Source organism: Kitasatospora sp. NPDC091335 (assembly GCF_044757205.1).
Taxonomy (GTDB): domain Bacteria; phylum Actinomycetota; class Actinomycetes; order Streptomycetales; family Streptomycetaceae; genus Kitasatospora.
In genome coordinates, this window is sequence record NZ_JBIVUM010000031.1 from 33,917 (window position 1) to 58,155 (window position 24,239).

Below are 24,239 nucleotides of genomic sequence, written 5' to 3' on the forward strand. Positions count from 1 at the left end.
CAGCGTGTCCGCCCCAGGCGGCCCGAGCCGCCCCCGGGCCCTGCTCGGCGCCGTCCCCGGTGGGCGTCGCCCGGCAGGGCTGACGGGCGGTCGTCAGGCCGGGCGGGGGAGGTAGGCGAGGCCGTGGGCGCCCGGGTCGGCGAGCTTGGGGATGGTGAGGCGGGAGACCGGGGTGAGGGTGGCCAGGTCGATGACGTCGACGGTGGAGGAGATCACGCCGGCGACGTAGGCGAGGCCGCCGTCCGGGGAGGAGGTGATGGTGAGCGGGAAGAGGCCCACCTCGACGGAGCCGAGGCGGCGGTGGTCGTCGGCGGCGAACACGGTGAGACGGCCCGGGAGTTGACGGCCCAGGGCGGAGCCGGAGGCGGGGGTCGACCGGACTTCGCCGGCCAGGAGCCGGCCGGTCGAGGTGAGGTGGACCGGCAGGGCCGGGGAGTCCGTCGGGAGGACGGCCGTGACGGTCGCGGTCGGGACGTCGATGACGCGGATGCCCGGGGCCGCGGCGGGGGCGGTGGAGGTGGAGAGGTACGGGCCGGCGGCGTAGACCCGGGTGCCGTCGGAGGAGACGGCCAGGCCCTCGCTGCCGGGGACCTCCACCTTGGCGGTCAGCGTCCCCCGTTCGAGGTCCACGACCGAGACGAAGGGCGCCTCCTTGTTGGTGGCGAAGCCGGTCCGGCCGTCCGGGGAGACGGCGAACCAGTGCGGGCCGGGGGCGTCGGTGTCGATCCGGCCGAGCGGGCGGCGGGTCGCGGTGTCGATGACCACGACGCCGCCGGGGCGGTCCTCGCCGCCCTCCACGCTGACGTACAGCCGGCCCCGGGCGGTGTCCAACGCCAGCCCGTGCGGGCCGTGTTCGGGGGCGAGGTCGATCACCTCGACGATCCGGCGGGTGTCGGCGTCGATGACGGTCAGCTCGGTGCGGCGGCCACTGTTGGCGTGGTAGTAGCCCGAGTGGTAGGCGCTGCTGCACCAGAGCAGCCGCTGGGTCGGGTCGAAGCACAACTCGTGCGGCTCGGCGAGGACTTGGAGGGTGTCCAGGTGCCGGTCGGTGGCGGCGTCGAAGAACGAGACGGTCGGGCCGCTCTGGCTGACGACGGCGAGCACGTCGCCGGCGCGGGCGGTGCGGGAGAGCTGTGACATGAGGACTCCTCAGGGAGGTTGCGTGTTCGTCTCCACCTTCGTCGGCGGTGGGGGCGGGAACAATGCAAGGATCGGCATCGGATAGTTGCGCTGAACGCAAAGACCGAGACCGGGGGCGTGCGGATGCTGGACCTCAACCTGCTGCGGGCACTGGACGCCCTGCTCCAGGAGAGCAGTGTGACCCGCGCGGCCGAGCGGCTCGGCACCTCGCCCGCGGCGGTCAGCCGGATGCTCGCCCGGCTGCGCCGCGCCGTCGAGGACCCGCTGCTGGTGCGCGCCGGGCAGGGCCTCGTCCCGACCCCGCGGGCGCTCGAACTGCGGGAGGAGGTCAGCGCGTTGCTGCGCGGCTGCGACAGCGTGCTGCGCCCCGGCGCCGGGTTCGACCCGGTGCGCCTCGACCGCACCTTCACGGTGCAGGCCGGGGAGCTGATGCTGGTGCGGACGGCTGCCGCGCTCGCCGAGCGGGTCCGGGCGCAGGCCCCGCAGGTGGACGTGGTCTTCCTGCCGGAGGCGCTGGAGGACGGGCCGGCGCTGCGGCAGGGGCTGGTGGATGTCGAACTGGGCGTGCTCGGCGGCCTGGACCCGGAGGTCCGCACCCGGCAGCTCCTCCGCGTTCCGCTGGTCGGCCTCGCCAGAGCCGGCCATCCGCTGTTCGACGGCCGCCGGATCACCGCCCGCCGGTTCGCCGCCGTCGACCACATCGGCGTCTCCCGGCGCGGCAAACGGCTCGGCCCGATCGACGCCGGGCTCGCCGGACTCGGGCTCCGGCGCCGGGTGGCGGTCATCGTGCCCAGCCACACCGGCGCCATGCTGCTGGCCAGGGACAGCGACCTGATCACGCTGGTCCCCGAGGACTGGCTGCCGGACACCGTCGCCGCGCTGGGCCTGCGCACCTTTCCGATCCCGCTCGAACTCGCCCCGCTGGAGTTGGGGATGGCCTGGCATCCGCGCAACTCGGCGGATCCGGGGCACCGCTGGTTCCGGGAGCACGTGGCGGCCGCGGTGCTGAGCGCGGACCCGCGCGACCCGGCATGAGGGGGGAGGATGAACGCGGCGCCCCGGCTCGGTCCGTGGCATAGGGTCGGGATACCGTGCCGGGGTACGTGGGGGTGGCGCTGAGGGCGGAGGCGGGAATGGCGCGGTCGCGGCAGTTCGGTCCGCCGGTGCCGGTGCCCGTGCCGGTGCCTTGGGTGCTGCGCCTGCTGCTGCTCGCCGCACTGCTGCTGGGCATCGTGACCATGCACACGCTCGGCCATCCGGGCGGCGGGCACGGCGGGCACGAGGGCCCCGGGACGGGTGTCTCAGCGATGCCTCCGGCGGGTGCCGCGCACCACGGACCGGCCGCCGGGCCACCCTCCGTCCACGCCGCCGCCCACCCTGCCGCCTTCGCCGTCGGTCCCGCCGTCGACCCCGGCGCCCCCGGCGGCCTGGACCCGATGGCGGTCTGCCTCGCCGTCCTGGCCGGCTGGACCCTGGTGCTCCTCGTCGTCGGCCCCCTGCCGAGGCGCAGCGGTGACGCCGCCGCCGAGGTGCGGGCCAGGCTGCTGACGGCCGTCCGCGCGCTGCCCCCGCCCGGGGGCGGGCGGATACTCCTCACCCGGCTTTCGGTGCTGCGCCAGTAGGCGCGCGCCCGCCGTTCCGCGCCCGCGCCCCGCTCAGGAGCGCCCGCGCGCACGCCCACGCGCCCGATCGCGCCCCGAAGCGCCCGCGCACGGAACGGCCGACGCGACGTCCTGCACACCCACACACCACACGAGGTGCACTCCGCCATGCGCACACCCACCCGTCGTACCCTCCTCGGCGCCGCGCTCGCCGCCGCCGGGACCGGCCTGCTGACCGCCTGTTCCTCCGGTTCCCCCGGCTCCTCCGACTCCATGAAGGGCATGGACCACGCGGGCATGAACCACGGCCCCACGAGCGGATCGGCCGGAACACCCGGGACGGCCGGAGCACCCGGGACGACCGGAACACCCGGCTACCTCGCCCCGAACGGTCCCGAGGTCGCCGCCGCCGAGGCGGCACGCAAGCCCGGCCCGGAGCGGAAGGTCGCGCTCACCGCCACCGAGACCACCCTCGACCTCGGCGGCCGCACCGTCCGCAGCTGGGCGTACGGCGACCGCCTGCCCGGCCAGGAGGTGCGCGCCACCCTCGGCGACACCCTCGCCGTCACCCTCGCCAACCACCTGCCCCAGCCCACCTCGCTGCACTGGCACGGCCTCGCGCTGCGCAACGACATGGACGGCGTCCCGGGCCTGACCCAGGCCGACGTCAGGCCCGGCGCCTCCTTCGAGTACCGGTTCGCGCTGAGCCACCCGGGCACGTACTGGTTCCACCCGCACTCCGGAGTCCAGCAGGACCGTGGCCTGTACGCACCGCTGATCGTCGAGGACCCCAGGGAGCCGCTGGCCTACGACAGGGAGTGGGTCGTCGTCCTGGACGACTGGGTGGACGGCGTCGACGGCAGCACCCCGGACGCCGTCCTCGCCGAACTCGCCCAGGGCATGGGAGGGATGGACCACTCCGGCGGCTCCGGGAACGGTGGCCACGAAGGGCACGACATGCCGGGGGTGTCCGGGACGGGAAGCGCTCCGAGCGGCGCGGCCCCCTCCCGGATGCTGATGGGCGCCCGGAGCCCGCTGCTGGGCGGCGACGCCGGCGACGTCGCGTACCCGTTCCACCTGGTCAACGGAAGGCTCGCCACCGCACCCGAGGCCTTCACCGCCAAGCCCGGTGACCGGATCCGGATCCGGCTGGTCAACGCGGGCGGTGACACCGCCTACCGGGTCGCCCTCGGCGGCCACGAGCTGACCGTCACCCACACCGACGGCTTCCCGGTCGAACCGGCCACCACCCAGGCGCTGCTGCTCGGCATGGGCGAGCGCTACGACGTGCTGGTCACCGCCGGGGACGGCGTCTTCCCGCTGACCGCGCTGGCCGAGGGCAAGAACGCCACCGCCCTGGCCGTGCTGCGCACCGGCGGCGGCGCCGCGCCCGACGCGGCCGTCCGCCCGGCCGAGCTGGACGGCCGGCTGGTCACCGCCGGGCAGCTCAGGGCCGCCCCGGACGTCCGGCTGCCCGCCAGGACACCGGACCGCACGGTGAGGCTGGAGCTCACCGGCGGGATGGCGAAGGCCGACTGGGCGTTCAACGGCCGCAGGTACGACCCGGCGCAGCGCCACCCGGTGGTGGCGGGGGAGCGGGTGCGGCTGGAGTTCCGCAACAGCACCGCCATGTGGCACCCCGTCCACCTGCACGGACACAGTTTCGCGCTGCCCGGCGACGGCCCGCGCAAGGACACCGCGATCGTGCTGCCGGGTACGACGCTGGCCGTCGACTTCGACGCCGACAACCCGGGCCTGTGGATGGTGCACTGCCACAACGTCTACCACGCGGAGACGGGAATGATGACCGTCCTCGGTTACCGGGCCTGACACCGGGCTCCCCCCCCCCGCGATTCCTTCCGAGTCATTCCGAGCCTCCCGCGAGGGAAGGGATTTCGGGCTTCACCGAGGGAGGGACCCCGGGCCGCACCGCCGGCCCGGGGTCCCGCCGTTCGCGGCACCCGAACCATCGCGCCGTGCCACCCGCCCCGACCTGCGCGGCCATGACGTTTTCTTAACGCGGCCCGATGGCGGTTTCTTAACGCTGGTCGCATAGCGTGTCGCCCTGCCGTCGCCCGACGGCGTTTTTACGGGGTCTTTAAACAAGAGGTGCAAGGTGGTTTCGTCGGGTTCGACGGGGACGGCGGAGACGGGCGCGCCGTCGGCGCGAATACGGCTCCGCAGCTGGCTGCTGGAGGACGTGACCGGGGAGAAGCCGGCGACGAAGCCCGCGCAGGAGTCCGAGGGGCAGGACGCCCCGGAGGCGCCGCCCGGGGGCGCGGCGGCGGGGGGCTCCGCCGCGTCCGGTGCGCCCGCCGGCCAGCGCTGGTGGCGGGTGATGTGCCTGACCGGCCTGGACTACTTCTCGACGCTCGGCTACCAGCCGGGCATCGCCGCCCTCGCCGCGGGCGTGCTGTCGCCGATCGCCACCATCGTGCTGGTGGTGGTCACCCTGCTGGGCGCGCTGCCGGTCTACCGGCGGGTGGCCAAGGAGAGCCCGCGCGGTGAGGGCTCGATCGCGATGCTGGAACGGCTGCTGTCGTTCTGGAAGGGCAAGCTGTTCGTCCTCGCGCTGCTCGGCTTCGCGGCGACGGACTTCCTGATCACCATCACCCTGTCCGCCGCCGACGCCAGCGCGCACCTGGTGGAGAACCCGCACCTGACCGGCATGCTCGGCGGCAAGCAGGTGCTGATCACGATGGTCCTGGTGGCCATGCTCGGCGCGGTCTTCCTCAAGGGCTTCAGCGAGGCGATCGGCCTGGCGGTGTTCCTGGTCGGCTCGTACCTGCTGCTGAACGTGGTCGTGGTGGCCGTCGGCCTCTGGAAGATCATCGAGGCGCCGCACGTGGTCACCGACTGGACGGAGGCGCTGACCGCCCAGCACGGCAACCCGGTCATCATGGTCGGCGTGGCCCTGGTGACCTTCCCGAAGCTGGCGCTCGGCCTGTCCGGCTTCGAGACCGGCGTCGCGGTGATGCCGCACATCAAGGGCGACCCCGACGACACCGAGGCGAACCCGGCCGGCCGGATCCGCGGCACCCGCAAGCTGCTGACCACCGCCGCCGTGATCATGAGCTGCTTCCTGATCGCCACCAGCTTCATCACCACGCTGCTCATCCCGGCCGACCAGTTCAAGGCGGGCGGCGAAGCCAACGGCCGCGCCCTGGCGTACCTGGCGCACGAGTACCTGGGCGGTGCCTTCGGCAGCGTCTACGACCTCTCCACCATCGCGATCCTCTGGTTCGCCGGCGCCTCCGCGATGGCGGGCATGCTCAACCTGCTGCCCCGCTACCTGCCGCGCTACGGCATGGCCCCGCACTGGGCGCGCGCGGTGCGGCCGATGGTGATCGTGCTGACCCTGATCGGCTTCCTGGTCACCTGGATCTTCGACGCGAACGTGGACGCCCAGGGCGGCGCGTACGCGACCGGTGTGCTGGTGCTGATCAGCTCGGCCGCGATCGCGGTGACCATCGCCGCGCACAAGAAGCGCGAGCGCGGCTGGACCGTCGCCTTCGCGGTCATCGCGGCGATCTTCCTCTACACCACCGTGCTGAACTGCCTGGAGCGTCCTGACGGTCTGAAGATCGGCGCCTGCTTCATCGCCGGCATCATCCTGGTCTCGCTGCTCTCCCGGCTGCGCCGCGCCTTCGAGCTGCGGGTCACGAGCGTGGAGCTGGACGATGTGGCTGAACGTTTCATCAGGGACTACGCGCACCGTCCGCTGCGGCTGATCGCCAACGAGCCCAGCCACCGCGACCACGCCGAGTACCGCGACAAGATCCGCCAGATCCGCGCCGACAACGACATCCCCGACGAGGACGACCTGGTCTTCGTCGAGGTGACCGTCCGCGACGCCTCCGACTTCGAGGCCGAGCTGACCGTCCGCGGTGAGGTGCTGCACGGGCGCTACCGGGTGCTGACCCTGGAGAGCTCCAGCATCCCCAACGCGCTCGCCGCGCTGGCGCTCACCGTCCGGGACCGCACCGGCCAGCGGCCGCACCTGTACTTCGAGTGGACCGAGGGCAGCCCCTTCGCCCAGTTCCTGCGGTTCTTCCTGTTCGGACAGGGCGAGGTCGCGCCGGTCACCCGCGAGGTGCTGCGCGAGGCCGAGCCGGACCGCTCGCGCCGCCCGCGGGTCCACGTCGGCTGAGCACCCGCGCCCGCACGCCGACGGCCCGTCCGCTCCTGGTGAGCGGACGGGCCGTCGGTGCTTTCCTCGCGGTGTCTTCCCTGCGGGGCCTTCCCGGTGGGACCGGTGGGGCCGTCGGGGTCAGGACGGCAGTTCGAGGACCTGGCCGGGCTGGATGAGGTCCGGGTCCTCGCCGATGGTGTCGCGGTTGAGCTCGTAGAGGGCGGTCCACCCGCCGGGCACGTCGAGGGACTCGGCGAGCTCGGCGAGGGTGTCGTTCTCACGGACGGTCCAGGTGCCGTCCTGCGGCGTGGAATGTGTGGCCGACGCGGTCGGCTTCGACGCGGTGGCCGGGGGCGGCTGGACGGTCTCGCGGGGGTGGTCGCGGGTGGCGCGCGCGCCGCAGACCGGCCAGGGGGACAGGCCACGGCGGTCGGCGAGGTGCTGGGCGACGGCGATCTGCTGCTCGCGGGTGGCGAGGTCGGCGCGCGGGGCGTACCCGAGGCCGCCGTTCTCGCGCCAGGTGGGCTGGTCGAACTGGAGACCGCCGTAGTAGCCGTTGCCGGTGTTGATGCGCCAGTTGCCGCTGCTCTCGCAGGCCGCCACGCGGTCCCAGTCGTACGAGCCGCCGTCAGCCCTCCCGGGGTCGGACCCGCCGTCGCGGCCTGGTGGCGCGGCGTGGGCCGCCGGTGCGGCGAGGGCCACGGACAGGGCGCAGAGCGCGGTCGGAACGATGCGGCGGAGACGGGCGGTGGGAGGCATCGGCGGCTCTCATGCTGGGGGACAGGGCGGGGCGCCGTCCGCGGACGGCGCTCTCCCACCCATGCACGCTGGACGGGGCGTTCCGTCGCCGACACGTCCGGCAGGTCACCCGGGCGGCGGCCGTGGACCACCCCGGCGGCCCGCGGCCGATCGGCCGTCACCCTCGTCGCTCGTCGTCACCGCCGGTTGCCCGGCGTCGCCGCGCGGCGCCGCCGCCCGTCGAGGCCACTCGTCGGCCGACGGGCGGAATGCCGAAGCGGGGGCCCGGCGTCCGGGAGCCAGGCCGCACGCAGTACTCGCCGCGGCAGTAGACGACGACCTCGGTGTCCGCGGGGGGCTCGTCCGGGGGGCTCGTCCGGCGGGCCGGCCCGCCGGACGGCAGATCAGGGACCGGGCGGTGCACTGAGGGGCCCCGGCAACCCGGCGTTCAACTGCCCTTTCCCGTACGCGAATTCGATGGCATCCGCCCTCTTGTCAAAGGTTAGTGAAGTTTCCTAACTTGATGTCATGTCCGAGACACCACGGCACTCCCGGCGTGACCTCCTGCGCGTCGGCGCGATGGGCGGAGCCGCCCTCGCCGCCGGCGGCCTCCTGCTGCCCGGCACCGCCCAGGCCGCCCCGCGCCTCACCACTCCGAGCCCCGTCGCCCTCGACCTCCCGACCGTCCCCGCGCCCCGGAGCGAGCGGACCGCGGGGTCCGCGCTGCGCCCCTTCGGCCGGCACCTCGCCTTCGGCGCCGACCCGTCCCAGCAGGTCGTCGTCTCCTGGCAGGTGCCGGACGCGGTGACCTCCCCCTTCGTCAGGATCGGCGTCCAGCCCGGGGACCTCGGCGCCCCGGTCGCCGCCGAGGTCCGCACCCTGGTCAGCAAGCTCTCCTGGCAGAAGCCGGTCGAGGACCAGCCCCCGGTCAAGCCCACCACCGTCACCCAGTACTACCTGCACGCCCAGCTGGACCAGCTGATCCCGGACACCACCTACTACTACGTCGTGGGCCACCAGGGCTACGACCCCGCGGGGCAGCACACCAGGCTCGGCGACATGGCGAGCTTCCGCACCGCGCCCGCCCCCGGACGTGGCGCCGGATTCACCTTCACGGCCTTCGGCGACCAGGGCATCGGCTACAACGCGGCCGCCACCGGCCACCTGATCGCCGGCCTCGACCCCGCCTTCCACCTCCACATGGGCGACCTCTCGTACGCCAACGCCGGCGGCAGCGGCAAGACCAGCGACGCGTACGACGCCCGGCTGTGGGACTCCTTCTTCGTGCAGAACGACCCCGTCGCCTCCAGGACTCCGTGGATGCCGGCGATCGGCAACCACGAGATGGAGCCGTGGTACGGGTCCGACGGCTACGGGGGCATGCGCGCCCGGTTCACCACGCCCGACAACGCCTGGAGCCAGTCCACCGGCATCTACTCCTGGCGCTACCAGAACGTCGGCCTGATCAGCCTCGACGGCAACGACGTCTGCTACAACACCCCGGCCAACCTCGACTACACCAAGGGCAAGCAGAAGAAGTGGCTGGAGAGCCGGCTCGCCGCGCTCCGCGCCGACAGCGGCATCGACTTCATCGTCGTCTACCTCCACCAGTGCACCTACTCCACCTGCCACGACAACGGAGCGGAGCTCGGCGCGCAGCAGGACTGGGCCCCGCTGTTCGACAAGTACCAGGTGGACCTGGTGCTCAGCGGCCACAACCACGTCTACGAGCGCACCGACCCGATCCGGGCCGGCAAGGCCACCCGCAAGGTCGCCTCCGGTGACACCGTCAACCCGGTGAAGGACGGCACCACCTACGTCGTCGCGGGCGGCGGAGGCGGCGGGCTCTACTCCTTCCCGGTCTCCGACACCTACCTCGGGCACGAGACCGGCAACGACAAGCCGGTGCCGATGGTGGTCTCCGAGCGGGACGGCCACAACCAGACCGTCAAGGTCACCTGGTCCAGGGTCCGCTACACCGGCTACTGCCTGGTCGCGGTCGACGTGACGCCGGGCGCCGCGGGCAAACCCGCCCGCATGGAGGTGCGCTCGCTCACCGAGGACGGGACGGCGGTGGACCGGGTCACCGTGCAGCGCGGCTGAGCCGCGCCCGCGTACCCGGCCCGGGTCGAGTACGCCCGGGTTGAGTACGCCCGGGTTGAGTACGCCTACTCAGGCGGCCGGCGGCGGCGTCCGGCGAGCATGGAGGCGTCAGCCCGCCGGACCCCACGGAGGACCAGCCATGCTCAGCCGGATCGCCGGCACCCTGGTGCCCGCCCTCGGACGCCTGTCCGTCAGCTCGGAGACGCCGGGCCCGGTCGCCCCCGGCAGCATCGTCGCGGCCAACCACAGCTCGCTCGCCGACCCCGGCGTGGTGCTCGCCGCACTGCGCCGGCTGGGCACCGAGCCGGTGGTGATGGCGGCCGCCGGGCTGTGGCGGGTGCCGGTGCTCGGCGGGGTGCTGCGGTCCGGCGGACACATCCCCGTCCACCGCGGCACGGCCAGGGCCGCCGCCGCCCTCGACCCGGCCGTGGCGGCGCTCGCGGCCGGCCGGGTCGTGCTGATCTACGGGGAGGGCGGCCTGCCGGACCGCCGGGACTCCCGCGACGTCGAGCCGGGCGCGTTCCGCACCGGCCTGGCCAGGCTCGCGGCGGCGAGCGGCGCCCCGGTGGTGCCGCTCGGCCAGTGCGGCGCCCGCCGCCTCAGCTCGGGCAGCACCGCCAAACAACTCGCCGGCTTCGCCACCGCCCCGCTGCGGCGCCCTGCCCTGCACGTCCACCTCGGCGCCCCGCTCCACCTGGCGGGCGATGTCGCCGAGGCCACGGCCGCCGCCCAGCGCGCCGTCACCGCGGCCTGGCGCACCGCGGAGCGGCGCTGCTGTCGGCGGGGCCCTCGGACTCACCGGGCCTCGGGCTGAGGGGTCGGCGCCCTCCTACGTGCCGGCCGCCCGGACATAGATGTCGGCGCCGCCTCCGAGACCGAAGGGCCGCCGCACCACGAAGATCCGGCGCCCGGCCTGCCCATCCGGTATCAGCTCGCCCTCGGCCGGCTCGTCGCCCGGCAGCGCGACGCGAAGATCGTCCGGCAGCGGGGCGAGGGCGCCGGGCTGTCGCAGGTCGTACGTGGAGAGGAAGTTTGCGAGGTTGACGTCGTCGCTGTCACCGAGTTCGTAGTGCAGGTAGGAGACCGGCGATCCGTCGGTGGCCCGCGACAGAACGGCGTCCGTGGGAATGAAGTACCTTCCCTTGCCGGGGTGTTGGGTGCGGTGCAGACCCGCCGACCGCTCCGCGCGGTCGTTGTCCGTCTCCGGCGGATCGAGGGTTCGCAGGAACCCGGCCACGCCCCACCAGACACATCCCGCGGCGACCGACACGCAGAGTACGAGGAACGTCCCCAGGAGCCTGCGCTTCCAGGGCGCTTCACCGAACCGGGCCTGCTGAACGCTCGACGAGCGAGAAGTACGCATCTCGTTCGGTTGCTTGAGCACGTAGCCCTCGTGCGGAGTCGCCCTCTGCCACACGGTCTCGAAGGCGTTCTTCACGAGCTGAACGACGGCAGGTTCGGTGGTCCACTCACGGTCCACCACATCCCCGTCACCCGAGAAGAAGGTGAACATGATCTTGGAGTCATCAAACATCCACAGGTCGGTTCCGGGCAGAGCGATGTCCGCCGCCAGCCGGCGCGGAAGCCAGCGGACCTGTTCGCCGATGGCCACATTCAGGAACGTCACATGGTGCTCGTAGCGGATGTACTCCGTGACTGGCTCGGAGACGATCCGAGCCCGGCGCATGACCACGCCACGGCGAATCGCCTCTCCGGCGAAGTCGGTCCAGTTCTGGAACCACTCCGGCCGGTCGTCCGGGTTGTAGCGAAGACCCTCCCGATAGCGCTGGAACTGTTGGAGACGATCCCGATGAACTCTGGAGGCTGCACGATGCTCCCCGGGACTCTGGTTCCGCATGGTTGCACACCTGATGGGCTCATCCTGACGTGTGCGCGACCGGCCTGTCAGGCGTTTCTATTTGACGAATAGTCAGTTCGATGGCAAAGAGTCCAGTGAGCGCGCGAGTACTCAGGTTGAACTCGCCTTGTCGTAGGTGCTGACGGACCTTGACCGGGTTGAGCATCGCCCCACCCTGGCTGCCGACGTCACCCCCGATGCAACCTCCGTCACAGCAGCGGCCGGGTCTACCTGGCGACGCTATTGCTCGATGGCATGGAGGATGCGCTCGGCCACCAGCTCCGGCTCGTCGGTCGGCAGCGCGTGGCCGGCGCCAGGCACGATCTCCACCCTGGCCGAGGGCATGAGCCTGCCGATGCGATCGGCGACCTTGCGTGAGTCGTGCATGGCGCTGCGCGCCCCGAGCAGGAACAACGAAGGAACGCGCAGGCGGCGCAGTTCCCCGTCCGAGAGGACTGGTGGCACCGGGAGTGCGCGACGGAATCCCATCGAGGCGCGCATCAGGCCCATCAGTTCGCTCTCCAGGATCGCGGTGTTGCCGACCAGACGGGCGAGCCGCGGGCGGAGCGGGCCGGGTGCGGCTGCGGCGAGCCCGCCGGCGATCAGCCAGGCGTAGAACCGCGGCCCGAACTCGGCGAAGCCCGCTGGGTCCACCAAGGTGAGGGACGCGGCCCGGCCGGGGCGGTGGATCTGGTGGTTGATCGCCAGCCAGCCGCCGTAGGAGCAGCCGACGAGCTGAGCGTCCGTCACCTCCAACGATGCCAGGACTTCGTCCAGCCAGGCGGCGCTGTCCCGGCCGTCGCGGATCGGGGTGGTCTGCACGCTCGCGCCTGGCTCACCGATGGTGTCGACGGCGATGAGCGGACGGTGCCGGGCCAGCGTGTCGATGTACCGGTGCCACATCAGCGCGTTTCCGCCCGATCCAGGGAGCAGAACGATCGGCTCGCCGCTCTGTGGCCCGGTTCGGTAGACGCGAGTGGTCCCGAACGTGGTCGGAAGATCCAGCGCCGTCCGCTGCCCCGGCCACAGTTCAGCCAGAGTCCGCTCGTATGTGACATGGAACCGGTCTCTGGCTTGGTCGTTCCTGAACTCGCCAATTCGCATGGTACATGTGTATCACGGCATGATACGGGTGTACCAGGGAGGTGGGATCGTGAACACAAGGGTCGATCATGAGGAGCGCCGACGGCAGATCGCCGAGGCGCTGTTGAGGATCGCTGACACCCAGGGCCTGCAGTCGGCCAGCATGCGGGCCGTCGCGGCCGAGGCCAACGTCTCCCTGCGACTGGTGCAGTACTACTTCGAAACCAAGCAAGGGCTGCTGCTCGACGCACTGGCCAGGCTCGGCACCCAACTTCAGGCCCGCATGGAGAAGTGGATCGGTGCGGCGGGGACCCCGCCCAGACCGCGCGGCACCGTGACCGCGCTCCTGTCGTGCATACTGCCGACCGACCCGGAAAGCCGGCGGATCACCAGGACCTACGCCGCCTACTACACCCTGGTACTCAACGACCCCGAGGTACTGGAAAAGCACGGCGCGCGGCAGCCGGAACTGCTGGAGGGCTTTCTCGCCAAGCAGATCCGTGCGGCTCAGCAGTCAGGGGAGATCAGCCCCGACAGGAACCCCGAAATCACCGCCGCCGGACTGCTTGCCATGGTCAACGGACTGGGCTCGAGCGTGCTGGGTGGCCAGCGCACGGGCGACGCCGCACTCGCGATCCTCGCCCACCACCTGGACGAACTCTTCCGGACGCCGTGAGGGCCGGTACGGCCCGGGCCGGAGGACCCACCACCTACCACGGCACCCTCGCTCTTCCAGCTGATTCGATTCCCACTGGCCGACAAGGAAAGTGCAATCTGAGTAGTCATATGGATAAGGGGGGAGCACCTCCGCAATCCGGACGTGCTGCGCTGCGTGGTGCAGGCGGGGCCGGTGCAGGGAGCGTGGCCGAGGGCCTGGCCGCCGTAGTGGGGCTCGACCTCTTCTGGTGCTGCGCACTGGCGATGGTCTACGGGATGGTCGGGGATGAGCTGGCTCGGCACCATGCCGCCGTGGCAATGGGATTGGCGCCGGATGAGGATGAACAGACTTGCTGTCAGCCTCAGTTGGATGGTCTGAGTGTCAGCTGATGGCAGTGCTGTGCAGACGTGAGGCGTCAGGCGGCTTCGGCCCGGTCCGTCGCGGCGGCGGTCGGCGGGGAGAGCCAGACCAGCCGGGCGGTGATCCCCGGCCGGCGGGAGAAGTGGTGTGCGGCTCGCTCAGGGGAGGGAAGGGTCAAGCGCGTCCGCCCGTCGACGCCGATGACGTGCGTCGACCCGGCGGCGTCGGCGAACCCCCAGGCCGCGACCCACCCGCCGGCGTCCGCGCGGCCCTCGTCGCACACCTGGACGACGGCGAACAGCCGGGGTGCGGTGTCGAGCACGAGCCCGCAGAGTTCCCGGTCGAAGGCCGGGTCGGCCGCCTGTGCGAGCGTGTTGGGGAAGGAGTTTTGCGAGGGCGCGGCAGGCATGGAAGTCCCCTACGTGAAGGGGAGTTGGACGCGGTGCTGTCACCACCACGGGCAGCGATCAGCCCTGACGCAGGATCAAAAGTAGCCAGTCGGTAGCATGTAGTCCACCGCTCTCGGGGGATTGATTTCAGCTCCACCCCAAAGGGTGAACGGTGCCGGCCACGGCCGGCGAGGGAAGGAAGCAACGGATGCCGCCCAGCAAGATTCCGCCGAGCATCCGGCAGCGGCGACTCGGTGCGGAGCTGCGCCGGTTGCGCGAGCAGGCGGGACTGTCGGTCACACGGGCCGGGGAGCTCCACGGCACCACCCAGTCCCGCATCAGCAACATCGAGTCAGGCGGATACCCGGTGAGTGCGGACCGGGTGCGGGCGCTGGCACGTCTCTACGGCTGCGCGGACGACGCCCTGATCGAGGCGCTGACCCGCATGACCGGCGGCCGTACGCGAGGTTGGTGGGAGGAGTACCGCGAGATCCTTCCCGCCGGAGCGCTCGACCTGGCGGAACTCGAACATCATGCGCGATCGATGCGGATTGCCACCGTGATCCACATCCCCGGGGTTCTTCAGACTTCCGACCATGCCCGCGCGCTCTTCCGGGACGCCTTTCCTCCTCTGTCGCCGCCCGAAGCGGAGCATCGTGTCTCCCATCGCATCAAGCGGCAGGGGGTACTCTACGGAGAGCCGCCAATCCCTCTGTCGATCGTCATCCATGAGGCCGCGTTGCGGATGGGGGTCGGCGGAGCGACTGTGGCCCGATCGCAGTACAAGCACCTGATTGAGATGAGCACCTGCGAGAACATCACGCTTCGCGTGATCCCCTTCGGTGCGGGGGCGATTCCCAGCTCTGGCCAGCCCATCGTGTACTTCTCGGCGGCTGTACCCCAACTCGATACCGTCCAGCTTGACACGGATCACGGGTCCGAATTTCTCGATGCTCCGACGTACTTGGTGAAGTACCGGAGCATTCTGGATCTGATGGAATCCTGTGCACTCGGTCCGATGGAGTCGCGTGATCTCATGTCCCGCATTGAACAAGATATTTGAGAGGAAAGGCCATGTCGGTCCTCAGTTGGCAGAAGTCCAGTTACAGCACCCAAGCCGCGAACTGTGTCTACGTAGCAGCGGCATCCGACGGCACCATCAAGATCCGCGAGAGTGATGACCCCGGCGTCGTCATCACCGCATTGCCCGACAGTCTCCGGGCCCTCCTGTCCGGCGTCAAGGCGGGGGAGTTCGACCACCTGACGCGGTAGCCCGCCCCTCACCTGCGGTCGGGGAAGATCCGGCCCAGGTGGTAGTGCAGGACGGCGGTCGCCTCGGCCGCCGTCCGCTGGCCGAGCAGCACGCTGAGGCCGAGGCCGGCGGAGACGGCCAGCAGCACCACGGCCTCCTGGCGCGCGTCCAGCCGCGGATCGGCCTCCCCGGCCTGCTGGGCCGCTGTCAGCTGGGCCGCCAGGAAGGCCTCCATCTCATCCGGCGCCGCCAGGAACGGCTGCCCGCCGAGCGCCGGGTCGGTGACGGAGAGCACCGCGTACTCCGTGTAGATCAGATGAAAGGCCCGGCCCTCCTCCTCAGCGGGGACGGCCTCCAGCAGCACCGCCTCGATGATGCCGCGCGGGTCGCCTGCGGCGCCGCTCTCGCGTACGCGCCGCTGGACCCGCTCTCCCATCCGGCCGGCCAGGCGGGTCATCGCGGCCAGCAGCAACTGCTCCTTGGTGTCGAAGTAGTACTGCACGAGCCGCACCGACACGCCGGCCTCGGTCGCCACCGAGCGCATGGTGACGGAGTGCAGGCCGCTGCTCGCCGCCGAGCGGAGCAGGGCGTCGATGATGTGGGCCCGCCGCTCCTCGTGATCCACCAGCTTCGGCATCGGGTTCCTTCCGACTATTTTTATGGTACAACCATACCATCAAGAGAGGGAGGGGCCATGACCCGGACCAGCGTGGGGCACTTCGTCAGCGACGAAGCCCGGGCGAAGTTCCTTGCGGCGTACGACCGGGCGATGGAGCTCTGGCCGAGCCCGCGCCAGGAGTTCGACGTGGAGACCGGCCACGGGACCGTGCACGTCCACCGGTACGGCGCGACGGCCGGCGAGCCGATCGTGCTGCTGCACGGCCACGCCGGACACCCGTCCAACTGGTACCCGCAGGTCGCCGCGCTCGGCGAGCACCACCCCGTCTACGCGATCGACACCCTGGACGACCCCGGCCGCAGCGTGCAGCGCGTCGTCGCGGCGGGTTCGGAGGGGAACGCGGCCTGGCTGGGGGAGGTGCTGGCCGGGCTCGGGCTGGAGCGGGTGCACCTGGTCGGGGCCTCGTACGGCGGCTGGCTGGCGCTCAACCAGGCCATCCACGCGCCCGAGCGGCTGGCCTCGGTCGTGCCGCTCGACCCGGGCGGGATCGAGAAGGTGTCGGCGCGGTTCTACCTCCACATGGTGGGCGGCCTGTTCGGGATGCTCGCCCCGCGCCCGCTGCGCCCGGCGGTCGGCAGGCTGCTGGCCAACCCGGCGCTGGGCGCACCACGCGAGATGGTCGCGCCGCTGATGCTCGCGATGCGGAGCTACAAGCCGCTCTCGCGTCCACCGGTCAGGCTGTTCACGGACGAGGAACTGGCCGCGATCACGCTTCCCGTCCTGGTACTGGTGGGCAGGCGCAGCGCGCTGCTGCGGCCGCGACGGGCCGTGGAGCGGGTCACCGCGTTGATTCCGGGGGTGCGGGCCGAGATCGTCGAGCGGGCCGGGCACGGGTTGAACCTGGAGCGGCCCGACGTGGTGAACGAGCGGCTGCTGGGCTTCGTCGGCGCGGTCGGGCGGGAGTCGCCGGCGGTGTAGCGGGGTGGCGCCCGAGATCCCGGAGAGCCCCGCGCTCGATGGCGGGGCCGGACTGACCGAGCGGTGCGACGGCGACCGCTGGACGGGCAACGGCTGGACGGGCAACGGCTGCGCGAGAAGTCGGGCGGGCCGACTTCTCGCGCACGTCATCAAGGTGGGGGATCAGGCGCAGGCCGCCGACCGCAGCGCCGTGGCGGCCCGCGCCTCGTCGTAGCGCCGCAGCACCAGCCGGGCGACGGCCGGGTGAGAGCCCAGCGGGGCGCTCGTCCACCTCGCCGCGGTGGTGGCGGCGCGGTGGGGAGGTCCACCCGCAGGTGGTAGCCGGTGCCGAGCAGCAGCGGCACCAGGATCGGCCGCCGGTGGGCGAGTCGGGCGAGCGTCTGATCGAGTGAGGGTCGGGAGAGGTCCAGGAAGCAGCAGTGGACGGTCAGTTGCGGACGCAGGGAGCGAACCACCCTCAGTAGACCGCGAATCGACGTGCTCGCCGTCTCGTCCCGGCTGCCGTGCGCGACGGCGAGCAGTACCGGCGCCATCAGTCCGCCGCCAGCCGGTAGCCGCGCTTGGGGGCGGTGCGGATCAGCGCCGCGTGCGGGCCGAGCGCTTCGAACCTGATGACTTCACCGTCGGCCCGGGTGCGGTGGCGACCGTGACCAACACCGGCACCACCGCCCACACCCTCACCGCGCAGGACGGCAGCGTCGACACCGGCCCCATCGCCCCAGTCGCCGGCACCACCCTGACCGCCGCGAGCCAACCGGGCGCGTACGCGTACCTCTGCACCTTCCACCACTTCATGCGCGGCATTCTGACGTAGAGGGCTCCGATGCTCGTCTGGCAGCACGTCCGGGAGGACCCGAACGCCGAGCGGTACCAGCGAGTCGTGCTGGAAGCCGTCGGTGAGCTGGCCCGGCTTCGGGACTCGGCCGACATGGCGGACGACCCCTGGCAGGACCCGGGCATCGTGGAGCGCTTCGTCAAGCGGGTCGGCTGGTTGCTCGGGAACGCCCAACTGGGCCTCTATCCGGCCGAAGCCGCGCTGTTGGCCTTGCTCCCGTTCCTCTACCGTGTCCGCTCGCTGCGTCTGGCGGCGACGCGGCTCACCGTCGGGCCGACCGACCTCGTGCCCTCACCTGAGCCTGACGCCGACCGATCGGCCTATGAGCAGTTCGTCGAATCCCGCGACCTACTGGTGGGCCGCACGCGAACCCGCCCCGCCTCCGCCGCGTCCTCACCGACCACCCACTCCCCACCCGCCTCACCTCGGAGGAAGCCGCCCCCGCCGTCGGCGCCTTCACAGGCTGGGCGCGCTTCCGCATGGACGAACGCCGAGTGCGCAGCCTGCTGATGGGCGTCGAGCTCTACCGCGACCGGGACCTGGCCGTCCGCGAGCTCTATCAGAACGCCCTCGACGCGTGCCGGTACCGCCGTGCCAGGACGGAGTACCTGGACCGGACCAGTTCGCTGGCCAGCTACACGTACGACGGCCGGATCGAGTTCCGTCAGGGCGTGGACGAGAACGGCCGCGCCTACCTGGAGTGCCAGGACAACGGAGTCGGCATGGGCGAGGAGGAACTGAGAGGAGTCTTCTCCAACGCCGGAGCCCGCTTCGCCGAGCAACTGGACGTCAAGCTCGAACGCGCCGAGTGGCGCAAGGTGGATCCGCCCGTCGAGCTGTATCCCAACAGCCGTTTCGGAATCGGCGTGTTGAGTTACTTCATGCTCGCCGACGAGATCCGGGTCAACACCTGCCGTCTGGACGCCTCCAGCCACTCTTTGATGAGGAAAGGCTTCTGAAGCTTGCCTCGCAACTCGGTGTCACGCCGGACCGTGCTCTTTCCCGCGCTGTTGGGCTGGGTGTGGTTCCCGGTCGCCCATCGGCCTCCGATCTTGCGGTTGCGGACGCCAACGCCGCTCACACCAGCATGGATGGGGATGGGACCTCGGTGGAGGAAGTGGCGAACTCCGGTGGCGATGAATGGGTCCTCCGCCGGGTGGCCGAGGTATGGCGGATGTTCCCCACCACGCGGACTTATGCCCAGGTCTTCTCAGCGACGCGATCGAGCGGACGCCCGCTGCATGAGGCGATCGACTACCTCCGAGCTCACGGCGTGGCGATCTCGATCGATGTGCCTGAAAGGCTCACCAGGTTGGACGAGGAACTCCTCTCGTTCGACAGCGCGCTGCAGTGGGGCGATCTGCGGGCGAACGAGCCGGTGCCGTTCGCCCGGCTGATCACGGCTGCTCGCACGCTTCAGCGGCACCCCAGGGAGAGGACCAGCCATCTGAGGAGCCGCGGGATCGTCCCATCCAGTGATGACCTGCCGCCCGGGCTGACGATGGACGAAGCGGTCGCCCTCATCCGGCGTGACCATGCCTGGCCCATCCTCTGGTCATCGTTCACGGGTATCGACCTGATGGGTCTGTTGAACCTGTCGATGAGGACAGGGCGGTCGATGGCTCAGATCACCGAGTGGTACCAGGACTGGGGCCTCAAGGTTCCCGACGCAGCCGAGCTGATCCGCGACGCCCTTGCCCGGGTTCCCCTGGCCGACCCGTCCTGAGCGCCGAATCCGCCCGTGAACAGGGCTGCTGTGAGCCGCCTCCATGTTCTACAGTTCTGTAGAACTGGACGGACGGCGATCGGGGACGAGCATGGACAGGCCGCTTCGGCTGCCGCAGCAGGATCGGGCGGACTTCGAGACGGAGCTGGGGCGGGCGCTCTCCGCCCCGTCGGTGCGGGCGGCGTTGTGGGCCAGTGGGGAGGAGGCCCGGGGCGTCGAGCGGTTGCGGCGGACGGCGAGGGAGAACGCGGAGTTCGTGCTGGCCGCGGCGGCGCCGGAGTACGAGCGGTACGCGACGCTGCGGGCGGATGCCGACGCGGTGGCGCGGCTGCCGGCGGCCGCACCGCCCCGGGAGCGGGCGTCGGGGTGGTGGGGGGTGCTGGGGCTGGTCGTGCCGGTCATCGCGGTGACGGCGGCGGTGATCTTCCTGCTGCTGGGCTCGGTACTGGGGCTGGCCGAGGACCTTGAGGTGCCGGCGGGGGCACTGGTGGACGCCGGCTGGGTGTCGGCCGGGGCGGCCGCGGTGAGTCTGCTGGTGGGCGGGCTGGGGCTGCTGGGGACGGCCCGGTCGAAGGGGCCGGAGGCCGGGGAAGCGGTGGACGGGCCGGGGGAGTTGGTGCTGGCGCGGGACGCCTGGCGGTCGGCGCTGGCGGAGCGCGGGCTGGTGCCGTACCTGGTGGCTCAGGCCGGTGCGGCGCCGGGTCGGCGGCGCTGATCAGGCCCGGTCGAGTCCCGTCGAGCGGGCCGCGTCGACCAGGAGCCGGGCGGCGTCCGGGGGGATGGCCAGGCGACGGGCGATCCAGGAGGCCGGCCGGCCGGTTCTGGCGAGCATCCAGGCCGAGTACAGGTGGCCGAGCTGGGGCGCGTTCTCGGCGAGCAGCAGCGGCCGGACGGCCTCCATCGGGAAGCCTTCCAGCGCGCGGGCACTGTACTCGCGGCCGTTGGGGCCGGGCGGGGGCAGCGGGAGCGGGCGGCGGAGGTCGATCCAGCGGCTGAGCAGCACCGCTCCGACCACCAGCAGGCCGGTGCCGGAGGCGCCGATCAGGATGCCGCCGATGACGGGGCGGTCCTCCTCCTCGGCCATGCCCAGGGCGATCTCCTCCAGGACGAGCAGGCCGAGCACGGTGAGCAGCACCGCGGTCTCGGCGGGGCGCGGGTGGGTCCGGGACGTCGTCATGCGGAACCTCTTCCTCGGCGGGGCGACCGGGGGTTTCGGGTGGGCGCGGCGATTCACCTTCCGTACAACGGTGGCGGGCGGCCCGGGGCACGCCTCGCGACTCGGGCGGTGTAATCGCGGATCGGAGTTGACGTATCGTCAAGAGACTGATGTGTTGGGCCGATTGGCCGTCAGCCGGAGGTCTGGTTCACACCTCCTTCCGGTCGGGCGCGCCTGGGCGGTGCGGTCGTCGAGGGGGTGGGGCCCAGCTGCGGGCCTCTGGTCAGCATAGCCTGGGCATGCCAACCTCGACAGGCTTGTCGAAGTTGCGGGACCCCGGTCGCGGCGGCGTGTCAAGGGGTGGCGGCCCGGTTACTTCGAGTGTGTGGCTCCGCTTGCAACTCGCTTTCAGTGAACGGCACTTGGCGAGCCTTCGAATGCGATCGGCTTCGAATGCGATCGGCTTCGAACGCACGCGCCGTCGAACGCACTCGCCGCGCAACGCAACGCGGCGCCCACCCGCACGACCCGGTGTGGTGGCCGGGTGGTGCGGGTGGGCGCCGCGGGTGGGACGGGCCCCGGACGGGGGCTCTCGGGGGGCCGGTGATCTCGGGGAGGCAGGTGTTCTCAGCGGGCCAGCAGGGGGAGCGGGGCGCCGGTGCGGGCCGGGAGTTCGAGGCGGGTGAGGAGGGCCGAGGGCGAGACCTCGACGACCCGGCAGCCGGCCCGGTGGCGGCAGTGGCGGGCGACCGAGCCGTGCCGCAGCCGGTCCAGGCGGCGGCGGGTGGCGGCGCCGAGGACGAGCAGGTCCTGCGGGCCGGTGACGGCTCCGACCAGGGCCGGGCCGGGTTCGGCGTTGACCACCACCGGGTGGATGACCAGCCCGGACGGGTAGCCGCCGTAGGCCTGCTCGAAGGCGACGTCGAGCCGCCGGCGGGCGGCGTGCTCCAGTTCGGAGAGCGGGCGCAGGCCGGCCCGCTCGTTCGCGGCCCAGGCGGCGACCGGCACCAGCACGGCCTCGTGCCGGGCCGCCTCGCCGACGGCGTGGTAGAGGGCGGCCAGACTGCTCAGTGATCCGCTCAGTCCGACGATCACTCGGGTGGTCCCGGGCATGGCCGTTCGCCTCCGTCTCTCCGGCGGAACTCTCCATCGGGCTCCGCCGGTTCGGCACTCCTTGCTTCGGATGACTCCAGTCAACCCCGGAACGGACTCCTCCGTACCGCTGCTGACGCCACCATGACGCGGGGCGGGCACATCTTGACGGCCTGCTGACAGCCTCCGTCGGGAGCGTTCAGCCCAGCCCGGGCACGAACCGGACCAGCAGGTCGATCGCCTTGATCCCGAGGAACGGCAGCACCAGTCCGCCCAGCCCGTACACCCGCAGGTTGCGCCGGAGCAGGTCGGTCGCCGAGGCCGGCTGATAGCGCACGCCGCGCAGGGCGAGCGGGATCAGGGCGACGATGATCAGCGCGTTGAAGATGATCGCGGAGGCGATCGCCGAGGTGGGGCTGTGCAGTTCCATGATGTTGAGGTGGTGCAGCCCGGGGTAGGCGTTCGCGAACATCGCGGGGATGATCGCGAAGAACTTGGCCACGTCGTTGGTGATCGAGAAGGTGGTCAACGCTCCCCGGGTGATGAGGAGTTGCTTGCCGACCCGGATGATCTCGATCAGCTTCGCCGGGTTGGAGTCGAGGTCGACCATGTTGCCGGCCTCCTTGGCGGCCGGGGTGCCGGAGTTCATCGCCACGCCGACGTCCGCCTGGGCCAGCGCGGGGGCGTCGTTGGTGCCGTCGCCGGTCATCGCGACCACGTTCCCGGCGGCCTGCTCGCGCCGCAGGTGGGCGAGCTTGTCCTCCGGGGTGGCCTCGGCGAGGACGTCGTCCACCCCGGCCTCGGTGGCGATGGCGCGCGCGGTCAGCGGGTTGTCCCCGGTGACCATGACCGTCCGGATGCCCATCCGGCGCAGCTCGGCGAAGCGTTCGGCGATGCCCTCCTTCACCACGTCCTTGAGTTCGACCACGCCCAACGCCCTTGCGCCGTGCCGGTCGTGGACGGCGACCAGCAGCGGGGTGCCGCCGGCCCCGGCGATCCGGTCCACCAGCGGCTCGGCCTCCCTGGGCGGCCTCCCGCCGGAGTTCACCACCCAGCGGGCGACGGCGCTCGCGGCTCCCTTGCGGATCAGGCAGGTGGTGCCGTCTGCCCAGGTCAGGTCGACGCCGCTCATCCGGCTGTCCGCGGTGAACGGGACGGGCCGCGGATCGCCGAGTTCGCCGGGGGCCCTCGGCGGCACCCAGTACTGACGGTTCGTCAGTTCGACCAGCGATCGCCCCTCCGGCGTCTCGTCCGCCGCCGAGGCCAACTGGGCGGCCTCGGCAAGCTGTTCGGTGGTCGCGCCGGGCAGCGGGTGCAGGGCGACGGCCCGCCGGTTGCCGTGGGTGATGGTGCCGGTCTTGTCGAGCAGCAGTACGTCCACGTCGCCGGCGGCCTCCACCGCCCGCCCCGAGAGCGCGACCACGTTGCGCTGCACCAGCCGGTCCATCCCGGCGATGCCGATCGCGGAGAGCAGCGCGCCGATCGTGGTCGGGATGAGCGCGACCATCAACGCGACCAGCACGATGGTGGTCTGGGGCGCGTGGGCGTAGATGGCCATCGGCTGGAGCGAGACCACGGACAGCAGGAAGACGATCGTCAGCGAGGCCAGCAGGATGTTGAGCGCGACCTCGTTCGGGGTCTTCTGCCGGTCGGCCCCCTCCACCAGGGCGATCATCCGGTCCACGAAGCTCTGGCCGGGCCGCGAGGTGACCCGGACGACCAGGTGGTCGGAGAGGACCACCGTGCCGCCGGTGACGCCGGTGCGGTCGCCGCCGGACTCCCGGACGACGGGCGCCGACTCCCCGGTGATCGCCGCCTCGTCCACGGTGGCGACGCCCTCGACCACCTCGCCGTCCCGCGGGATCACCTCGCCGGCCGGGACGAGGACGATGTCGTGCAGCAGCAACTGCTCGGCGGGGATCACCTCGTGGCGCAGGTCGCGGGTGCCGACCCGCCAGTGCGGCAGCCGCCGGGCGGTGGTGGCGGACTGCGCGCGGCGCAGCGACTCGGCCTGCGCCTTGCCGCGGCTCTCGGCGACGGCCTCGGCGAGGTTGGCGAACAGCACGGTCAGCCAGAGCCAGAAGGAGATCACCCAGGCGAAGACGCTCGGGTGGACGACGGCGCTGAAGGTGGTGAGCGCCGAACCGGTCTCGACCACCAGCATCACCGGGTTGCGCAGCATCGTGCGCGGGTGGAGTTTGCGGACGGCGGCGGGCAGCGCCTCGGCCAGCTGGCGCCGGGTGATCAGCCGGCGTCGGCCGCCCGGCGAGGTGGGGCGGTGGCTCGGTGGCGGTTCCTGCCCGCGCTCCCGGCGCCGGAGCCGGTTCTGCCGGCCGGCGGCGGTGTCCGGACCGGCGGCGGTGTCCGGGCCGGTCTTCGGAGTGGCGTCCGGGCTGGTGCTCGGGCTGGTGTCCGGGGTGGTGAGGGCCGAACGGCGCATCGTCTCGGGGGACCTTCCGGGCCGGCCCCGGGCGACCGGGGGCGGCGGGTTCGGTGGGGCTGCGGGGACGGCGGACAGC

26 protein-coding genes are annotated in these 24,239 nt (G+C 71.9%); 16 read left to right on the forward strand and 10 right to left on the reverse strand.

Features of this window, described 5'->3' with window-relative positions; all coding sequences use genetic code 11:
- Positions 1-93: 93 nt before the first annotated feature.
- Complete coding sequence (locus ACIQOW_RS38110) at positions 94-1,140, reverse strand: YncE family protein (RefSeq protein WP_401092418.1); 1,047 nt, start codon at positions 1,138-1,140, stop codon at positions 94-96.
- Between the two features lie 126 nt (positions 1,141-1,266).
- On the opposite strand from ACIQOW_RS38110, the gene ACIQOW_RS38115 reads away from it, so the two are divergent.
- The 4 genes from ACIQOW_RS38115 to ACIQOW_RS38130 all read left to right on the forward strand — a co-directional run bounded on the left by ACIQOW_RS38115 (position 1,267) and on the right by ACIQOW_RS38130 (position 6,891).
- Entirely contained in the window at positions 1,267-2,175 is a 909-nt protein-coding gene (locus ACIQOW_RS38115) for a LysR family transcriptional regulator (RefSeq protein ID WP_401092455.1), read from the forward strand.
- A 140-nt stretch (positions 2,176-2,315) separates the two neighbouring features.
- Entirely contained in the window at positions 2,316-2,762 is a 447-nt protein-coding gene (locus ACIQOW_RS38120) for a hypothetical protein (RefSeq protein WP_401092419.1), read from the forward strand.
- A gap of 147 nt (positions 2,763-2,909) precedes the next feature.
- The gene (locus ACIQOW_RS38125; protein WP_401092420.1) at positions 2,910-4,571 is read left to right on the forward strand and encodes a multicopper oxidase family protein; all 1,662 of its coding nucleotides are present in this window, start codon (positions 2,910-2,912) and stop codon (positions 4,569-4,571) included.
- Between the two features lie 508 nt (positions 4,572-5,079).
- Positions 5,080-6,891 (forward strand): amino acid transporter, encoded by a 1,812-nt coding sequence (locus tag ACIQOW_RS38130; protein ID WP_401092456.1) that lies wholly within the window; start codon positions 5,080-5,082, stop codon positions 6,889-6,891.
- Between the two features lie 120 nt (positions 6,892-7,011).
- On the opposite strand, the gene ACIQOW_RS38135 is transcribed toward ACIQOW_RS38130, so the two are convergent.
- Positions 7,012-7,632, reverse strand: coding sequence for a transglycosylase family protein (locus ACIQOW_RS38135; protein ID WP_401092421.1), 621 nt, complete (start codon positions 7,630-7,632; stop codon positions 7,012-7,014).
- Between the two features lie 507 nt (positions 7,633-8,139).
- Between ACIQOW_RS38135 and ACIQOW_RS38140 the strand changes: the two genes are divergently transcribed.
- Together ACIQOW_RS38140 and ACIQOW_RS38145 are read left to right on the forward strand one after the other, a co-directional pair.
- On the forward strand, positions 8,140-9,714 hold the full coding sequence (locus ACIQOW_RS38140; RefSeq protein WP_401092422.1) for a purple acid phosphatase family protein: 1,575 nt from the start codon (positions 8,140-8,142) through the stop codon (positions 9,712-9,714).
- Between the two features lie 139 nt (positions 9,715-9,853).
- Positions 9,854-10,528, forward strand: coding sequence for a lysophospholipid acyltransferase family protein (locus tag ACIQOW_RS38145; RefSeq protein WP_401092423.1), 675 nt, complete (start codon positions 9,854-9,856; stop codon positions 10,526-10,528).
- A 15-nt stretch (positions 10,529-10,543) separates the two neighbouring features.
- On the opposite strand, the gene ACIQOW_RS38150 is transcribed toward ACIQOW_RS38145, so the two are convergent.
- Together ACIQOW_RS38150 and ACIQOW_RS38155 are read right to left on the reverse strand one after the other, a co-directional pair.
- A complete protein-coding gene (locus tag ACIQOW_RS38150; RefSeq protein WP_401092424.1) occupies positions 10,544-11,572 on the reverse strand; it encodes a DUF6879 family protein in 1,029 nt (342 codons plus the stop codon).
- Positions 11,573-11,812: 240 nt separating this feature from the next.
- Positions 11,813-12,676: an alpha/beta fold hydrolase gene (locus ACIQOW_RS38155; RefSeq protein ID WP_401092425.1), complete on the reverse strand. Its 864-nt coding sequence runs from the start codon at positions 12,674-12,676 to the stop codon at positions 11,813-11,815.
- A gap of 49 nt (positions 12,677-12,725) precedes the next feature.
- Between ACIQOW_RS38155 and ACIQOW_RS38160 the strand changes: the two genes are divergently transcribed.
- Positions 12,726-13,331 (forward strand): TetR/AcrR family transcriptional regulator, encoded by a 606-nt coding sequence (locus tag ACIQOW_RS38160; RefSeq protein WP_317620215.1) that lies wholly within the window; start codon positions 12,726-12,728, stop codon positions 13,329-13,331.
- A 397-nt stretch (positions 13,332-13,728) separates the two neighbouring features.
- Here the strand turns inward: ACIQOW_RS38160 and ACIQOW_RS38165 are convergent, their stop codons facing one another.
- Complete coding sequence (locus ACIQOW_RS38165) at positions 13,729-14,082, reverse strand: hypothetical protein (protein ID WP_401092426.1); 354 nt, start codon at positions 14,080-14,082, stop codon at positions 13,729-13,731.
- Between the two features lie 188 nt (positions 14,083-14,270).
- Here ACIQOW_RS38165 and ACIQOW_RS38170 point away from each other — a divergent pair, with 188 nt between their 5' ends.
- Together ACIQOW_RS38170 and ACIQOW_RS38175 are read left to right on the forward strand one after the other, a co-directional pair.
- Positions 14,271-15,125, forward strand: coding sequence for a helix-turn-helix domain-containing protein (locus ACIQOW_RS38170; RefSeq protein WP_401092427.1), 855 nt, complete (start codon positions 14,271-14,273; stop codon positions 15,123-15,125).
- An 11-nt stretch (positions 15,126-15,136) separates the two neighbouring features.
- A complete protein-coding gene (locus ACIQOW_RS38175; protein WP_401092428.1) occupies positions 15,137-15,334 on the forward strand; it encodes a DUF397 domain-containing protein in 198 nt (65 codons plus the stop codon).
- An 8-nt stretch (positions 15,335-15,342) separates the two neighbouring features.
- On the opposite strand, the gene ACIQOW_RS38180 is transcribed toward ACIQOW_RS38175, so the two are convergent.
- Complete coding sequence (locus ACIQOW_RS38180) at positions 15,343-15,951, reverse strand: TetR/AcrR family transcriptional regulator (protein WP_401092429.1); 609 nt, start codon at positions 15,949-15,951, stop codon at positions 15,343-15,345.
- Between the two features lie 57 nt (positions 15,952-16,008).
- Here ACIQOW_RS38180 and ACIQOW_RS38185 point away from each other — a divergent pair, with 57 nt between their 5' ends.
- Together ACIQOW_RS38185 and ACIQOW_RS38190 are read left to right on the forward strand one after the other, a co-directional pair.
- Positions 16,009-16,911 (forward strand): alpha/beta fold hydrolase, encoded by a 903-nt coding sequence (locus ACIQOW_RS38185; protein ID WP_401092430.1) that lies wholly within the window; start codon positions 16,009-16,011, stop codon positions 16,909-16,911.
- Between the two features lie 4 nt (positions 16,912-16,915).
- Positions 16,916-17,125, forward strand: a complete 210-nt coding sequence (locus ACIQOW_RS38190; protein WP_401092458.1) for a hypothetical protein — start codon at positions 16,916-16,918, stop codon at positions 17,123-17,125.
- On the opposite strand, the gene ACIQOW_RS38195 is transcribed toward ACIQOW_RS38190, so the two are convergent.
- A complete protein-coding gene (locus tag ACIQOW_RS38195; RefSeq protein ID WP_401092431.1) occupies positions 17,061-17,444 on the reverse strand; it encodes a sirohydrochlorin chelatase in 384 nt (127 codons plus the stop codon). The two genes, ACIQOW_RS38190 and ACIQOW_RS38195, sit on opposite strands and share 65 nt — an antisense overlap.
- Positions 17,445-17,497: 53 nt before the next feature.
- Between ACIQOW_RS38195 and ACIQOW_RS38200 the strand changes: the two genes are divergently transcribed.
- The 5 genes from ACIQOW_RS38200 (at position 17,498) to ACIQOW_RS38220 (ending at position 20,187) form a co-directional block, all read left to right on the forward strand.
- Positions 17,498-17,725, forward strand: coding sequence for a cupredoxin domain-containing protein (locus ACIQOW_RS38200; protein WP_401092432.1), 228 nt, complete (start codon positions 17,498-17,500; stop codon positions 17,723-17,725).
- Positions 17,726-17,734: 9 nt separating this feature from the next.
- Positions 17,735-18,256 carry a hypothetical protein gene (locus tag ACIQOW_RS38205; protein WP_401092433.1) on the forward strand — a complete coding sequence of 174 codons (522 nt, stop codon included), beginning with the start codon at positions 17,735-17,737 and terminating at the stop codon, positions 18,254-18,256.
- The gene (locus ACIQOW_RS38210; protein WP_401092434.1) at positions 18,226-18,705 is read left to right on the forward strand and encodes a hypothetical protein; all 480 of its coding nucleotides are present in this window, start codon (positions 18,226-18,228) and stop codon (positions 18,703-18,705) included. Before ACIQOW_RS38205 ends, ACIQOW_RS38210 begins: the two co-directional genes overlap by 31 nt.
- A gap of 149 nt (positions 18,706-18,854) precedes the next feature.
- Complete coding sequence (locus tag ACIQOW_RS38215) at positions 18,855-19,472, forward strand: hypothetical protein (RefSeq protein ID WP_401092435.1); 618 nt, start codon at positions 18,855-18,857, stop codon at positions 19,470-19,472.
- A gap of 91 nt (positions 19,473-19,563) precedes the next feature.
- Entirely contained in the window at positions 19,564-20,187 is a 624-nt protein-coding gene (locus ACIQOW_RS38220; protein ID WP_401092436.1) for a hypothetical protein, read from the forward strand.
- On the opposite strand, the gene ACIQOW_RS38225 is transcribed toward ACIQOW_RS38220, so the two are convergent.
- The 3 genes from ACIQOW_RS38225 to kdpB form a co-directional block, all read right to left on the reverse strand.
- On the reverse strand, positions 20,188-20,649 hold the full coding sequence (locus ACIQOW_RS38225) for a hypothetical protein (RefSeq protein WP_401092437.1): 462 nt from the start codon (positions 20,647-20,649) through the stop codon (positions 20,188-20,190). It lies immediately after the preceding gene.
- 606 nt (positions 20,650-21,255) lie between these two features.
- Positions 21,256-21,741, reverse strand: coding sequence for a universal stress protein (locus tag ACIQOW_RS38230; protein WP_188298490.1), 486 nt, complete (start codon positions 21,739-21,741; stop codon positions 21,256-21,258).
- Positions 21,742-21,919: 178 nt separating this feature from the next.
- Positions 21,920-24,160: a potassium-transporting ATPase subunit KdpB gene (gene kdpB, locus ACIQOW_RS38235; protein WP_401092438.1), complete on the reverse strand. Its 2,241-nt coding sequence runs from the start codon at positions 24,158-24,160 to the stop codon at positions 21,920-21,922.
- Positions 24,161-24,239: the final 79 nt, after the last annotated feature.